The following is a 13,483-nucleotide window of genomic DNA, read 5'->3' on the forward strand; positions in this document are numbered from 1 at the left end:
TCACCGCGCCCTGCCGTGCCCGGTGCCGGCCACCGCGCAGTACCGCGTCCGGTGCCGGTGCCGCGCCGCGTCCGGTGCCTGTCCCGGCTACCCGTCCGTGCCGGGTGTGTCCGCCGGGCCCGTGGCCGGGCCCGGCGGAGGGCTGCGGAAGCCGTCGAAGCCCCGGCGGACCCGGCCGCCCAGGTCGCTCGCGCCGCCCGCGAAATCCGTGACCAGCTTCATCAGCGGGTCCTTGGAGCCCTTCACGTCGCTCGCGTAGCCGGCCGCCGACTCGCGGAAGGAGTCACCGACGGAGGTGTCCTTGTCCTCGCTGCGCCGCGGATAGTGGCCGTCCATGATCCGCTGGTGCTCCCGCGACTCGGCCCACTTCTTCAGCTCGGCGGCCCGCACGGTGGTGAACGGGTGCGAGCGCGGCAGCACGTTCAGGATCTTCAGCACGGAGTCGCGCAGGTCCCCGCCCGAGTCGTACTCCTCGGCCTGTTCCAGGAACGCGTCCACGTTCATCTCGTGCAGATGGTTGCCGCCCGCTGTCTTCATCAGGCCCCGCATCGAGGCCCGCACGTCTTGGCCCACCAGCAGGCCCGCCCGGTCGGCGGACAGCTCCGACTTGCGGAACCACTCCCGCAGCGCCGTCACGATCGCCATGACCGCGATATTGCCCAGCGGGATCCAGGCGACCTTCACCGCGAGGCTGGTCAGGAACAGCAGGACCGTGCGGTACACCGAGTGCCCGGACAGCGCGTGCCCCACCTCGTGCCCGACGACCGCCCGCATCTCCTCCTCGTCGAGCAGCTCCACCAGCCCCGTGCTGACCACGATGATCGGCTCGTCCAGACCGATGCACATCGCGTTGGGCTGAGGGTCCTGCGTGACGTACATCTGCGGGACCTTCTCCAAGTCCAGGATGTAGCAGGCGTCCCGCAGCATGTCGTGCAGATGGGAGAACTGCCGCTCGGAGACCCGCACCGAGTCGGACAGGAACAGCAGCCTCATGCTCCGCTCCGGCAGCAGCCCGCTGAGCGCCTTGAACACGGTGTCGAACCCGCTCAGCTTGCGCAGCGCGACCAGGGCCGAACGGTCCGCCGGGTGCTCGTACGCCCGCGAGGAGATCCCGGGGAAGCGCCTGCGCTGCCTGCCGGGTACCCGCTCGTACCCGGTGTCCTGCCGGCCGTCGTCGGACATGTCGTCCCCCATGTACGTGTCGGTACCCACTGTGCCCCCGAGGCGGGGCCCAGCCTAGGCGGAGATACCGTGGACGGGCAGTACACCCCGAAGGAGTCGCCGCCATGGAGCACCACCCCACAGCCGCCGGGCTGACCGAGGCCGCCACGAGCGCCGTCCAGCAGCACGGGGCGGGAAACCTGCTCCGCGTCGTCCTGATCGTGATGGTCCTCGGCTGCGTGCTGACCGCCTGGTTCCTGCTGCGCGGCTACAAGCAGAAAGACGACTGACGCACGGCGAAGGTTCCGCGCCCGGCGGCGCGGCGAGCGCTCCGCGCCGGGGCCGGCCGCCGGCGCCGCGTCCCCAACGGCGGAGTCGGCGTGATCGCCGCGAGGCCGCCCGCTTACGATGAGCCGACATCTTTATTCCGCCCACACGCGATAGGTCCTGCCGAAGATGAGCTTCCACAGCGCCGCAGCCCAGTTGGTCACCCTTGCCGCCGAAGGCGAGGAGCACGGTGGAAACCACAACAGCCTGAACCCGGCCATCACCGGTGGCGGCGCCCTGATCATCCTGCTCCTGCTGCTGTGGATCACGACGCGCTTCAACCGCGACCGCTGAGCGGGGACCCCGTCCCCGGCCGGACGTTCGAAGCCGGGCCGGTAGGGTCTGCACGCATGGGAGAGCAGGACATGCCTACCGGTTCGGCACGCGAGACGGCCGACGACACGGTGAAGCACCCGCAGCACGGACCGGGCAACGGCCCCGTCCACACGGGCAAGCGCCGCCTGGGTGTCATGGGCGGGACATTCGACCCGATCCACCACGGGCACCTGGTGGCGGCCAGCGAGGTCGCCGCGCGGTTCCAGCTGGACGAGGTGGTCTTCGTCCCCACCGGCGAGCCGTGGCAGAAGTCCCACCGCGAGGTCTCCCCGGCCGAGGACCGCTACCTGATGACGGTCATCGCGACCGCCGAGAACCCGCAGTTCTCCGTCAGCCGCATCGACATCGACCGCGGCGGCCCCACCTACACCGTCGACACCCTGCGCGACCTGCGTGCCCTCAACCCGGACACCGACCTCTTCTTCATCACCGGCGCCGACGCCCTCGCCCAGCTGCTGACCTGGCGCAACTCCGCGGAACTGTTCTCCCTCGCGCACTTCATCGGCGTCACCCGCCCCGGCCACCAGCTGACCGATCCGGGCCTGCCGGAAGGCGGCGTCTCGCTGGTCGAGGTGCCGGCGCTCGCCATCTCCTCCACGGACTGCCGCGCGAGAGTCGCCAAGGGCGACCCCATCTGGTACATGGTCCCGGACGGAGTCGTGCGCTACATCGACAAGCGCGAGCTGTACCGCGGCGAGTGAGCCGAGAGGGGCACCACCGGTGAACGACCGATACGACGCGGGTGACGCGGGCTACGGCGCCGTTCCGTACGAAATCGTCGGCTACGACGAGTACGGCCGGCCCGTGTACCAGCAGGTACCGGCCGAGCAGCCTCCCCAGGCCCCGCAGACGGCCTACGACCCGTACGCCCAGCAGCAGGGCTACGGCTACGACCCCTACGCCGCAGGCCGGCAGCCGGCGTCCCCGTACGACCCCGGCCACCAGCAGCCCGCCTACGACGCGTACGACTCCTACGCGCCCTACGGCTCGCAGACCCCGTACGACCCGTACGCCACCGGTGCCGGTACCGGCACCGCCACCGGCCCCCAGGACGGCACCGGCTACGACCCCTACGGGCAGACCGCGAGCGGCGGCCGGCAGCACCTGGTCGCCGAGCAGACCGCCTACATCCCGCAGCAGGCCGCTCCCGCGGAGGAGAGTCCGGCCGCCGAGGACGGTCCGGCCGCCGGGGAGACCGGGCCCGGCCCGGCCGCACCGGATTACCGCACCGAACAGTTCGCCTTCGTCGAGGAGCCGGACGGTGACTCCGAGGACGTCATCGACTGGCTGAAGTTCACCGAGAACCGCACCGAGCGACGCGAGGAGGCCCGCCGCCGCGCCCGCAGCCGGCTCATCGCCCTGCTCGTCGTCCTCGCCCTGGTCGCGGTCGGCGGGGCCGGCTACCTCTGGTACGCCGGAAAGCTGCCCGGCCTGTCCTCCTCCGGCGGCTCGGACGGCACCGCCACCGCGGTCACCGCCCAGAAACGCGATGTGCTCGTCGTCCACCTGCACAACACCGCCAAGGGCGGCACCTCCACGGCGCTGCTGGTCGACAACACCACCACCAAGCAGGGCACCACGGTCCTGCTGCCCAACTCCCTGGCCCTGACCGGCGACGACGGCTCCACGACGACCCTCGCCAAGTCCGTGGACGACGACGGCACCTCCGGCACCCGCGACCAGCTCGACACGGTCCTCGGCACCAGCATCCAGGGCACCTGGCGGCTCGACACCCCCTACCTGCAGAACCTCGTCGACCTCGTCGGCAACATCGAGATCGACACCGACACCGACGTGCCCGACCCGGACGCCAAGAAGAAGGGCGCCGCGCCGCTCGTCCACCGGGGCCAGGACCAGACGCTCAGCGGCAAGATGGCCGTCGCCTACGCCACCCACCGCGCCTCCGGCGAGTCCGAGAACGCCCAGTTGCAGCGGTTCGGCCAGGTCATGCAGGGCGTGCTGCGCAAGATGCCCTCCGACCCGGCGTCCGCGACCACCACCGTGCAGACGCTCGCGCAGATCCTCGACCCGCCGCTCACCGACAAGGACCTCGGCACCTTCCTCGCCAGGCTCGCCGACCTCGCCAAGAGCGGCGGCTACCGGACCGCCCTGCTGCCCGTGCGGCCCGACGGCACGCTCAGCGCCGGGACCAGTGACAGCGTGGTCAAGGGCGTCCTCGGCGGCACCGCGAAGAGCCCCGACGCCGGCTCCGCGGTCCGGGTCTCCGTGGAGAACGCCACCGGTGTGAAGGACGACACGGAGAAGGCCCGCGTGGTGCTCCTCAACGGCGGCTTCACCTTCCTGGAGGGCGGCAGCGCCTCCGGCACCGAGGCCGCCTCGAAGGTGACCTACGCGGACGCCGCCGACCGGGCCAAGGCCACCGAAGTCGCCAAGACCCTCGGCCTGCCCGCCGGCTCCGTGACCAAGGGCACGGTCTCCTCCGGCGCCGACGTCTCGGTGGTCCTCGGCCGCGACTACCAGCCGTCCTCGTCCTGACCCCGTGCCGTGGCCGCGCTCCCCGGCGGAGCGCGGCCACGGTGAGCCCCACGGGCCGCCGTAATCCCGTGGGGGGTGCCGGGCGGTCCGTGAGACCCTTGATGACAAAAGACCGCCGACGGAAAGCCATGTAGTGACCGCCACAGACCGTTCCCTTGAGCTCATCAACACCGCCGCCCAGGCGGCGGCCGACAAGCTCGCCCATGACGTCATCGCCTACGACGTGAGCGACGTGCTGTCGATCACGGACGCCTTCCTGGTCGCGTCCGCGCCGAACGACCGCCAGGTGAAGGCCATCGTCGACGAAATCGAGGAGCGCCTGCAGAAGGAACTCGGCGCCAAGCCGGTCCGCCGCGAGGGCGACCGCGAGGCCCGCTGGGTCCTGCTCGACTACGTCGACATCGTCGTGCACGTCCAGCACAGCGAGGAGCGGGTCTTCTACGCCCTGGAGCGGCTGTGGAAGGACTGCCCCGAGATCGAGCTGCCCGCCGACGCCAAGGCCACCCGGGGCAAGGCCGAGGAGCACGCCAGGCTGCAGGCCGCCGAGGCCGACCGGGAGCCGGGCGGGGAGTGGTGATGAGCGCCACGGGTGAGGTGACCGACCACAAGGGCCGGGGCCGCCGCATCATCCTGTGGCGACACGGCCAGACCTCGTGGAACGTCGAACGGCGCTTCCAGGGCACCACGGACGTCGAGCTGACCGAGACGGGCCTGGGCCAGGCCCGCCGCGCCGCCCGGCTGCTCGCCTCCCTGCGGCCCGACGCGATCGTCTCGTCCGACCTGCGGCGCGCGGCGCACACGGCCGCCGAGCTGGCCGCCCTCACCGGCCTCGACGTCACCCGCGAGGAGGGCCTGCGCGAGACCTACGCGGGCGTCTGGCAGGGGTTGACGCACGAGGAGATCATCGCCCGCCACGGCGAGGAGTACGCCGCCTGGAAGCGCGGTGAAGCGGTCCGCCGCGGCGGCGGCGAACTGGAGACCGAGGTCGCCGACCGCGCCGCGCCCGTCGTGCTGCGGCACGCCGAGAAGCTGCCCGAGGACGGCACCCTCGTCGTCGTCAGCCACGGCGGCACCATCCGCACCACCATCGGCCGGCTGCTCGGCCTGGAGGCCCGGCACTGGGAGAGCCTCGGCGGCCTCACCAACTGCTGCTGGTCCGTGCTCGGCGAGGGCGCCCGGGGCTGGCGCCTGCTGGAGCACAACGCGGGCACCCTCCCGGAGCCCGTCCTCGGCGACGACGACTGAGCGTCCCGAGGCCCCCGGACCCCGGATTTCACTTTCTGGCAGGTCACAGGCTAAAGTTCTTCTTGTTCGCCCCGCCGAGCGGGAAGAACACCAGGGGCTATAGCTCAGTTGGTAGAGCGCCTGCATGGCATGCAGGAGGTCAGGAGTTCAATTCTCCTTAGCTCCACTGATCGACACTCTGTTGAGTTGTCAAAGATCGGTGATGAGGATCCCGTCCCCATTGGGGGCGGGATTTTCTGTGTTCAGTGCGGGACCACCTCCTGGGCCGCCGGCGGGAACAGCCGCTCCCTGCGCTCGCGCAGCATCGTGATCTTCGCTCGCGCGTCCTCGTCCTCCGGGCTGTAGACCACGATCCGGCACTCGGGCATCCCGTCGATGGACAGCGACTGCGAGGTCATCCGCATCTCGCCGACCGCCGCGTGCCGGAAGGTCTTCACCCGCGGCCCCGGAGGCACCACCTCACAGCTCGCCCACAGCTCCGCGAACCAGGCGCTCGCCGCCGACAGCCCGCGTATGTAGTCCTCCCAGGCCGGCTCGCCCACGTGTCTGCCGTAGGAGGACCGCAGCGTCGCCACCATCAGCGGCAGCTCCACCTCCCGGTGCACCAGCGGGCAGATCCCCTCCGGCAGCGTGAACAGCGTCCACAGCGCGTTCTGCAGGCCCGCGCCGGCCGCGCCGACCGGCGGCATCAGGAACAGGTCGCGGTAGGCCGCGTTGGTGGCCAGGATGTCGTACCGCGCGTTGTACACCACCGCCAGCAACGGGTCGAGGGCGTCGATGATGCCCTGCACCTCCCGGCCGATCCGCCGGCCGAGCCCCTCGCGGTCCGGCTGGAAGGGCACCTCCGCCAGCCGGTACAGGTGCTCCCGCTCCGGCGGGTCCAGCCGCAGCGTGCGCGCCACCGCGTCCAGCACCTGCGGCGAGGCATTGATCGGCCGGCCCTGCTCCAGCCACGTGTACCAGGTCACGCCCACTCCCGAGAGCTGCGCGACCTCCTCCCGGCGCAGCCCGGGGGTGCGCCGCCGCAGCCCCGGCGGCATCCCCACATCGGCCGGTGTGACCCGGGCCCGCCTGCTGCGCAGAAAGGCCGCCAGCTCCGGCCTGCGCCGCTGTGTCCTCGTCCTCATCGTCCAGCCCCCGTCGTGTCCGTCTCATCGTCCGTACCCGGGCCCGCTCCTGCCAGGTGCTGGCAGTACCAGCATCGGCGGGCTCTCGGCACCCGTACCGGCCCGTCGTCACGCTCGACGCCATGACGACGACCCCTCGGCCCGGACCGGGCGCCGCGCCCGCCCCGGACCTTGCGAACAGTGAAACACTCGCCACCGACAGTGACCTCGCGGTCGCCGTCCGGGCGGAATCCACCGTCACGGACAGTGAAGCACCCGCCACTGACAATCGGCCCGGCCCGCTGCTCGGCGTGCTGCTCGCCGCCCTGTTCATGGCGGCGCTCGACGTCTTCATCGTGAACGTCGCGGCCCCCTCGATCGGGACCGGCCTGCACGCCTCGGGCGCCGACCTGCAACTGGTGGTGGCCGGCTACACCATCACCTACTCCGTACTGCTGATCACCGGCGCCCGGCTCGGGGACCGGCTCGGCCACGGCCGGGTGCACCTCGCCGGACTGACCCTGTTCACCGCGGCCTCGCTCGCCTGCGGACTGGCCTGGGGCGCGACCGAGCTGATCGTGTTCCGGCTGGCCCAGGGCGCGGGCTCGGCGCTGATGATCCCGCAGGTGCTCAGCCTCATCCAGCGCACCTTCACCGGCGAGGCCCGGGCCCGGGCGCTCGGCGCCTACTCGGCGGTCCTGGCCGTCGGTGCGGCGGCCGGACAGGTAGCCGGTGGCATGCTGGTCGGCGCGGACCTGTTCGGCACCGGCTGGCGGCCGGTGTTCCTGGTCAACGTGCCGGTGGGTGCCGTACTGCTCGTGCTGGGCCGCAAGGTCCTGCCGCCGCGCGGTACGGCCGGGCGGGACCGGGACCGGGCCCTGGACCTGCCCGGACTGGTGCTGCTGGGCGCCGCCGTGTCGTTGTTGACCGTGCCGCTGGTGCTCGGGCAGGAGGAGGACTGGCCGCTGTGGTCGTGGCTGTCGCTGGCCGGGGCCGCGGTGCTGTTCGCCGTGTTCCGCGGCCACGAGTCCCGGCTGGCCCGGCGCGGCGGTGCCCCGCTCATCACGCCCCGGGTGCTGCGGCACCCCGGCATCGGGCGGGCCGTCTTCCGGATCCTCGCGGCGATGTCGGTCAACGCCGGCTTCCTCTTCGCGCTGACCCTGCACGTGCAGGGCGGCCTCGGCTACGGCGCCCTGCGTGCCGGGCTGACCTTCGTGCCGACCGCGGTCCTCTTCGGTGCCGTCAGCCTCACCTGGCGGAAGTGGCCGGCGGCCTGGCAACGGGCGCTGGCGCCGGCCGGGTTCACGCTCACCGCGGTGTCCGTCGCCGTCGCCGGACTCGCCTTCCGCGGCGGCGGGTCCGGCGGAGCGGTGCTGTACGCGGGGTACGCGGGCACGGGAGCCGGGCTGGCGCTCGCGTTCAGCCCGACGCTCACCGGGGCACTCGCCACCGTGCGGCCCGAGGACGCGGCGGACGCCAGCGGCCTGCTGGCGACGGTCGCGCAACTCGGCCAGCTGATCGGCGTGGCGGCTTTCGGCACACTGTTCCTGAACCGGATCGAGTCGTTCGGGGCCCTCGGGCCGTACACCTCCGCGGAGGCGTTCCGGGTCTGCGCCTGGGCGCTGGCCGGGACGGCCGCGGCGGGCGCCGTGTCCGGACTGGTACTGAGGCGTCGCTGACCGTATTGGTCCGGTCGTGGCAGAATCAAACGGCCGGAAGGGGACGCGGCCCGACGGGAGGGAGTAGCGATGCCTGCGAGCATCCTCGAGGAGGTCGGCCACCTCCTTGATGCGGCGTTGATACGGGACACGACCACCCGCCTGAGCTGCCCTTCCTGCGGTTCCGCGCATGTGGCGCAAGTCCTCGGCGACAATGGCGGGATCTCGTACGTGTGCACGGCCTGCGGCCACATCTGGAGCTGATCGATGGGTGCACACAGGCGGAAGTGCGACTGGTGCGGGAGCGGTACGCCCATCGTCCGCGACATGGAGCCGATCAACACCGACTACCAGTACTGGTGCGAGGAATGCGCGCGGGCGCTGATCATAAAAGGCGACCCCATCGAGACCTACCGGGAACTGGAAGGCGAGCCGATCTACGGCCGCCTTCTGGAGGAGCACTGCACGCTCAAGCGGTTCTACCAGTTCGTCACGGCTTGACGCGGATCTCGCCGGTTACGGACCTCGGCAACGATGTCCGGGCCAGCGCGAGGAAGAGCGCACCGGTGATCCCGTAGCCGGCCGACAGCAGCAAACGCGCTCCGTCCAGGTGGAGTTCCGGCCGGCCGGGTCCGTGCGGCACCCACCACGGGACGTACGACCAGAAGACCAGCAGGGCGCCCAGGGCCGCCGCCCGGTGTCCGCGCGTCCACAGCAGCAGCACCAGCGGCACGCACCACACCCAGTGGTGGGACCAGGACACCGGGCTCACCAGCAGGGCGGTGACCGCGCAGGCGCACACCGACCAGGCCCGCCGGCCCCGCAATTCCGCCCGTACGGCCACCGCGACGCCCAGGACGCCCAGCACGGCCGCGCCGGCCGTCCAGAGGGCCGCCGGGTCGGGCGTGTGCAGGAGGCGGGCCAGGATCCCGCGCAGGGCCTGGTTGGCGGTGTCCTCCGCCGGCCCGACCCGGCTCGCGCGGAACACCATGCGCGTCCAGAAGCGCCAGGAGTCGTACGGCAGGACGGCCGCCGCCAGCAGGGTCGCTCCGGCGAACGCGACGGCCGCCCCGCGCGCGTGCCGCAGCCACGGCTCGCCCCGCCCGCCCCGCAGACGGTCCGCGAGGCCCGTGGCGAGCAGGAACACGGGGAACAGCGCGGGCGTCAGCTTGAGCGCCGCGGCCAGCCCGAGGCCCACCCCGCTCCAGCGGTCGTACCCGCCGGCCGGACGGCGGGTCAGGTCCCACAGCACCAGCACCGCCAGCAGCAGGTTGATCTGGCCGTAGCGCAGGGTCGTCCACACCGGCTCGCACCACACGGCCGTCGCCGCGACCCACCAGACGCTCTCCGCGCGCGCGTGGCCGACGAGTTTCAGCGACAGCCGCACGAAGGCCACCAGCAGCGCGAGATTGCCGGCCGTCGCCAGCGTGCGCAGCAGCGCGGTGTCCGGCACGGACAGCGGCGTGAACAGCAGGGCCGCGAACGGCGGATAGGTGGTGGGAAGGCGCGCGCTGGTCGCCCGCAGCGCGTACAGGTCGCCGCCGGCGCGCACGGCGGCTCCCTCGGCCCGGTAGACCATCAGGTCGACCATCGACACGTGCGCGGCCCGTTGTGCCGCCCAGAAGACCGCGAAGGACGCCAGGCACACGCCCAGGGCGACCGGGATCCGGCGGTGTGCTGGTGGCGGCGCGATCTCGGTCATGAAAACCGACATTAGCGGCCATACCGGAGTCAAGCTGAAACCGATTTGGTGCTGCGCCCAGGCGCCTGTAATGTTTACGTCGTCGCCGGGGGAACCGGGCGGAACAACAGAACAAGGGGCTATAGCTCAGTTGGTAGAGCGCCTGCATGGCATGCAGGAGGTCAGGAGTTCAATTCTCCTTAGCTCCACAGAAATCGAAGGCGGATCATCTCGAGGATGGTCCGCCTTCGGCGTGTTGCGTGCGCATGGCGTGCGGGCACGGACTGGCGGGCCGCCCGGCCCGGGCGGCCCGCTCCCGCGTGCGACTCAGCGGCCCAGCGCGCGCCGGCCGCGTCCCTGGGAGAGCACCGGCAGATTGCGCGCCGGCGCCTGCCCGCGCGTGTCCTCCTCGATGCGCAGGGCGAGCGCCGGGCAGCGGCGCACGGCGCGCAGCGCCTTCGCCTCCGCGTAGCGCGGCACCTGGGCCTGGGCGACGGTCGGGAAGCCGTCCGCGCCGAGTTCGAACACCTCCGGCAGGATGTCCGCGCACAGCCCGTGGCCCCGGCACAGCGTCCAGTCGACGTGGATCTTCTGGCGGCTGGCGCCGCTCTCCGCGGGCTCCCCGCCGCCCGGGACGCCCGTCGGGGCCCTGCCTCCCTCGAAGAGCGGCAGAACGCCCTCCACGGGCCGTCCGCAGCCGTTTCCGAGGACATGGGCCGCCAAGTCGTCGGTGAACGCCTTGAGGGTCGACTCCAGGAACATCGCCGAGCCGTCCGGGTGCGAACACGCGCCGCGCCGCTTCACGTTCTTCGCGACCTGCTTCAGCGCCTCCAGAGCGGCCGGGCCGCCGCCGTTCAGGATGTCCTCCAGCCCGCGCGCGGCGGCGGGCAGCCCCAGATAGCAGGGTCCGCACTGGCCGGCGCTCTCCTCGGCCAGCCACTGCGCCACCCGCAGCGACTCGCCCAGCGGGCACGTCTCCTGGCCGATCGGCAGGATCGCGCCCGCGCCCAGCGAACCGCCCACCGCGTCCAGCGAGTTGCGCGAGACGATCGCCTCGTCCACGGTCGCCGCGTCGATCCACTTGCCGTGGTAGCCGCCGGTCAGCACGCCCTGCGGCACCGGCGGGGCGCCCGCGAGCTGCAGGACGTAGCGCAGCGGCACGCCGGTGGGGACCTCGACCACCATCGGGCGGGCGACGGCGCCGGACACGGTGAGCATCACGGTGCCCGGTTCGTCGTACAGGCCCGTGTTGGCATAGCGCTCCGGGCCGATGCGGGCGGCGACCGCGAGCTGCGCGAACGTCTCCGCGTTCGACAGCAGTGTGGGCGCCCCGCCGACGCCGCTCTGCGAGGCGCTGACCTTGCGGCCGGGCGGGATCGCCGGGCCGCCGTCGATCGAGCGGATCAGCGAGGCGGCGGCGCCGGTGACCATGCGCACCGGATTGCGCTGCACCCACGCGCGGAGCGCCGCTCTGCGGCTGTTGCCCAGACCGCGTTCGGCGAGCGCCGCCTCCATGGAGCGCTGCGTGGACTCCCGGGTGACGCCGATGACGAGCGTGCGCGCCCCGAGCGCCTCGGCGCACAGCAGCGCGCCGTCCAGGATGAGGTGCGGTGCGCGGTTGATCAGCACCGTGTCCTTGCGGCAGGCCGGTTCGTCCTCGCTGCCGTTGACGACGACGACCGGCCGCACCCCGCGCCTGATCGCCGACTCGGCGACCGAGCGCAGCTTCTTGTGGAAGGGGAAACCGGCTCCGCCGCGCCCCTTCAGGTTGATGCGTTCGGCGAGCTGGGCCAGTTGTTCGCCGCCCAGTGGGTCGAGCGGTCCGTGCACCTTCAGGTGCATCGGCAGGTCGAGCCGCGCCACAAGGTCGAAGCCCGACGTGAGCTGGGGGAGGCCGACCACGCGGACCTCGGGGACGTCGGGCAGGGCCTCGTTCACTCAAAGCCTCCGGAAGGCGTGTTCCATGGTTCGCCCGAACCCGGTGCCCCGTAGGGCGAGCCGGGCAGCGGTTCGGTGGCGGGACCGCCGTCGAACGTGTCACCCGGGTGGTACGCGCCGTAGCGGCCGTTCGTCTCACCGGTGTCGTACACGTCACGTCCGGCGTATCCCGCGGCGTCCGGACCGCCGTGGACCGGGATGGTGTACCCGGTGTCCTGGAGCGGGTTGTACGCGGACGGCGGGGCCTCGCCGACCGGCGGCGGGGACGGCACCGGCCAGCCGCCCGGGGCGCCGGAAGGGGTGTCCGCGCGCGGCATGGACTCAGTGGGCCACAGAGCCTGCGGCAGGTCCGCATAGGCGGTCCGGGCGGCCGGGTGGGGCTGCCGCGGGCGGTCCGGGGCGGACACCGCTCGGTAGGCCGCGGCGAAGCCGGCGGCGGGCTCGGCGGCCGGGGCCTGGTAGAGCGGGGCGGCGGGCGCCGGCCGCGGCTCCCGGCGGCTGCGCGGTCCGGGCCGGTCCGGGCCGGCCGCACGGGAGCGGCTCGCCTCCAGGTTGTCGGGGCCGGGCCGCCCGGCGCCGTCGAACAGGGCCGCCAGCCGGTCGGCGACCTTGCGCTTGACCGGGCGTGGCGCGGCGCGCAGCGCGAGGGCGCCCATCACGGCGAGCAGGGACAGGCTGTAGAGGATCACGAAGACGGGTTTGGCCGCGCGACCCGCGTAGAGGCCGTGGATCAGCGCGGCGCACCACGCCGGATAGGCCAGCATGTGCATGGCCCGCCAGCGCGCGGCGACCGGGGCCGGGGTGGCGAAGGTGCCGCGCAGGGCGCCGGTGACCCCTACGAAGATCATCAGCAGGCCCGCGAGCGAGCCCAGCCCGATCAGGCCGGCGATTCCGGTGACGCCGAGCGAGAACGGGACGACGGCGGCGATCGCCTCCGTGTGGCCGAGCGCGATCTTCGTGGTGATGTGCAGCAACAGGAACGCGATCGAGGCGACCGCGGTCGTCCGGTGCACCGCCTGCCCGATGATCCGCTGCCGGGTGTTCAGGAAGATGCGGTCCTGGGCGAACAGGCCCCAGATCACCGAGCAGCTCAGCGAGACAAGGGACAGCACGCCCGCGCCGAAGTTCATGAACTCGCGGAACCGGCCGCCTCCGGCCAGTACGGACACCGGTATGAGCAACAGGGCGACAGCGGACGCCGCCCCATAGGCCGAGCGGCCCGGTTTGGGGAGCGAGCTGGTACTACGACGATTCATGGGGGCAACTCCGAGCAGTTCCGGGAAAGCGGTCCCGCTGCCGCACTCTAAGTGGCGCCATACCGATCAGTACGGGGTTCGAGTTATTGCGTTTGTTATCGACGGACAATCTGATGGGAGCGGTGTCCCATAGGAGGAGGTACGCGAAGTAATCGCTGATCTCTGTTCGGTTCCGGCGGGCTTCGTGACATGTCGATCAGGGATACGGAAGCGCGTCGCGGCTTGCTCAAGGGCTGCGGTACCCTAGCGCCATGCGTGCCGTACGCCTTCTGCTTAGCG

14 protein-coding genes and 2 tRNA genes are annotated in these 13,483 nt (G+C 72.2%); 11 read left to right on the forward strand and 5 right to left on the reverse strand.

The window, feature by feature from the left end; translation table 11 throughout:
* Nucleotides 1–87: 87 nt before the first annotated feature.
* Entirely contained in the window at nt 88–1,182 is a 1,095-nt protein-coding gene (locus SCK26_RS25120) for a M48 family metallopeptidase (RefSeq protein WP_318206089.1), read from the reverse strand.
* 104 nt (nt 1,183–1,286) lie between these two features.
* Here SCK26_RS25120 and SCK26_RS25125 point away from each other — a divergent pair, with 104 nt between their 5' ends.
* From SCK26_RS25125 to SCK26_RS25155, 7 genes are all read left to right on the forward strand, one after another.
* Nucleotides 1,287–1,451 (forward strand): hypothetical protein, encoded by a 165-nt coding sequence (locus SCK26_RS25125; RefSeq protein ID WP_318203580.1) that lies wholly within the window; start codon nt 1,287–1,289, stop codon nt 1,449–1,451.
* Between the two features lie 166 nt (nt 1,452–1,617).
* The gene (locus SCK26_RS25130; protein ID WP_318203581.1) at nt 1,618–1,782 is read left to right on the forward strand and encodes a hypothetical protein; all 165 of its coding nucleotides are present in this window, start codon (nt 1,618–1,620) and stop codon (nt 1,780–1,782) included.
* Between the two features lie 56 nt (nt 1,783–1,838).
* Nucleotides 1,839–2,525, forward strand: a complete 687-nt coding sequence (gene nadD / locus SCK26_RS25135; protein WP_318203582.1) for a nicotinate-nucleotide adenylyltransferase — start codon at nt 1,839–1,841, stop codon at nt 2,523–2,525.
* 19 nt (nt 2,526–2,544) lie between these two features.
* Nucleotides 2,545–4,320 carry an LCP family protein gene (locus tag SCK26_RS25140; RefSeq protein ID WP_318203583.1) on the forward strand — a complete coding sequence of 592 codons (1,776 nt, stop codon included), beginning with the start codon at nt 2,545–2,547 and terminating at the stop codon, nt 4,318–4,320.
* Between the two features lie 133 nt (nt 4,321–4,453).
* Nucleotides 4,454–4,897, forward strand: a complete 444-nt coding sequence (gene rsfS, locus SCK26_RS25145) for a ribosome silencing factor (protein ID WP_318203584.1) — start codon at nt 4,454–4,456, stop codon at nt 4,895–4,897.
* Nucleotides 4,897–5,565 (forward strand): histidine phosphatase family protein, encoded by a 669-nt coding sequence (locus SCK26_RS25150; RefSeq protein ID WP_318203585.1) that lies wholly within the window; start codon nt 4,897–4,899, stop codon nt 5,563–5,565. The genes rsfS and SCK26_RS25150 overlap by 1 nt, the downstream gene beginning before the upstream one ends.
* A gap of 93 nt (nt 5,566–5,658) precedes the next feature.
* Nucleotides 5,659–5,731: transfer RNA gene (locus SCK26_RS25155), tRNA-Ala, on the forward strand.
* 76 nt (nt 5,732–5,807) lie between these two features.
* Here SCK26_RS25155 and SCK26_RS25160 read toward each other — a convergent pair.
* Nucleotides 5,808–6,692: a helix-turn-helix transcriptional regulator gene (locus SCK26_RS25160; RefSeq protein ID WP_318203586.1), complete on the reverse strand. Its 885-nt coding sequence runs from the start codon at nt 6,690–6,692 to the stop codon at nt 5,808–5,810.
* Nucleotides 6,693–7,003: 311 nt separating this feature from the next.
* Between SCK26_RS25160 and SCK26_RS25165 the strand changes: the two genes are divergently transcribed.
* The 3 genes from SCK26_RS25165 to SCK26_RS25175 all read left to right on the forward strand — a co-directional run bounded on the left by SCK26_RS25165 (nt 7,004) and on the right by SCK26_RS25175 (nt 8,830).
* Nucleotides 7,004–8,350: an MFS transporter gene (locus tag SCK26_RS25165; protein WP_412080866.1), complete on the forward strand. Its 1,347-nt coding sequence runs from the start codon at nt 7,004–7,006 to the stop codon at nt 8,348–8,350.
* A 69-nt stretch (nt 8,351–8,419) separates the two neighbouring features.
* Nucleotides 8,420–8,593, forward strand: coding sequence for a hypothetical protein (locus tag SCK26_RS25170; protein WP_318203587.1), 174 nt, complete (start codon nt 8,420–8,422; stop codon nt 8,591–8,593).
* A 3-nt stretch (nt 8,594–8,596) separates the two neighbouring features.
* Nucleotides 8,597–8,830, forward strand: coding sequence for a hypothetical protein (locus SCK26_RS25175; RefSeq protein WP_318203588.1), 234 nt, complete (start codon nt 8,597–8,599; stop codon nt 8,828–8,830).
* On the opposite strand, the gene SCK26_RS25180 is transcribed toward SCK26_RS25175, so the two are convergent.
* A complete protein-coding gene (locus SCK26_RS25180) occupies nt 8,820–10,031 on the reverse strand; it encodes a glycosyltransferase 87 family protein (protein ID WP_318203589.1) in 1,212 nt (403 codons plus the stop codon). The two genes, SCK26_RS25175 and SCK26_RS25180, sit on opposite strands and share 11 nt — an antisense overlap.
* Before the next feature lie 115 nt (nt 10,032–10,146).
* On the opposite strand from SCK26_RS25180, the gene SCK26_RS25185 reads away from it, so the two are divergent.
* A tRNA-Ala gene (locus SCK26_RS25185) sits at nt 10,147–10,219 on the forward strand.
* A gap of 118 nt (nt 10,220–10,337) precedes the next feature.
* Here the strand turns inward: SCK26_RS25185 and SCK26_RS25190 are convergent.
* Together SCK26_RS25190 and SCK26_RS25195 are read right to left on the reverse strand one after the other, a co-directional pair.
* Nucleotides 10,338–11,948, reverse strand: a complete 1,611-nt coding sequence (locus SCK26_RS25190; RefSeq protein WP_318203590.1) for an NADH-ubiquinone oxidoreductase-F iron-sulfur binding region domain-containing protein — start codon at nt 11,946–11,948, stop codon at nt 10,338–10,340.
* Nucleotides 11,945–13,204 carry a cytochrome b/b6 domain-containing protein gene (locus tag SCK26_RS25195; RefSeq protein ID WP_318203591.1) on the reverse strand — a complete coding sequence of 420 codons (1,260 nt, stop codon included), beginning with the start codon at nt 13,202–13,204 and terminating at the stop codon, nt 11,945–11,947. The genes SCK26_RS25190 and SCK26_RS25195 overlap by 4 nt, the downstream gene beginning before the upstream one ends.
* Between the last annotated feature and the right edge of the window lie 279 nt (nt 13,205–13,483).

Origin of the sequence: Streptomyces sp. SCL15-4 (assembly GCF_033366695.1) — a bacterium.
In the GTDB taxonomy this organism is placed as follows: Bacteria; Actinomycetota; Actinomycetes; order Streptomycetales; family Streptomycetaceae; genus Streptomyces.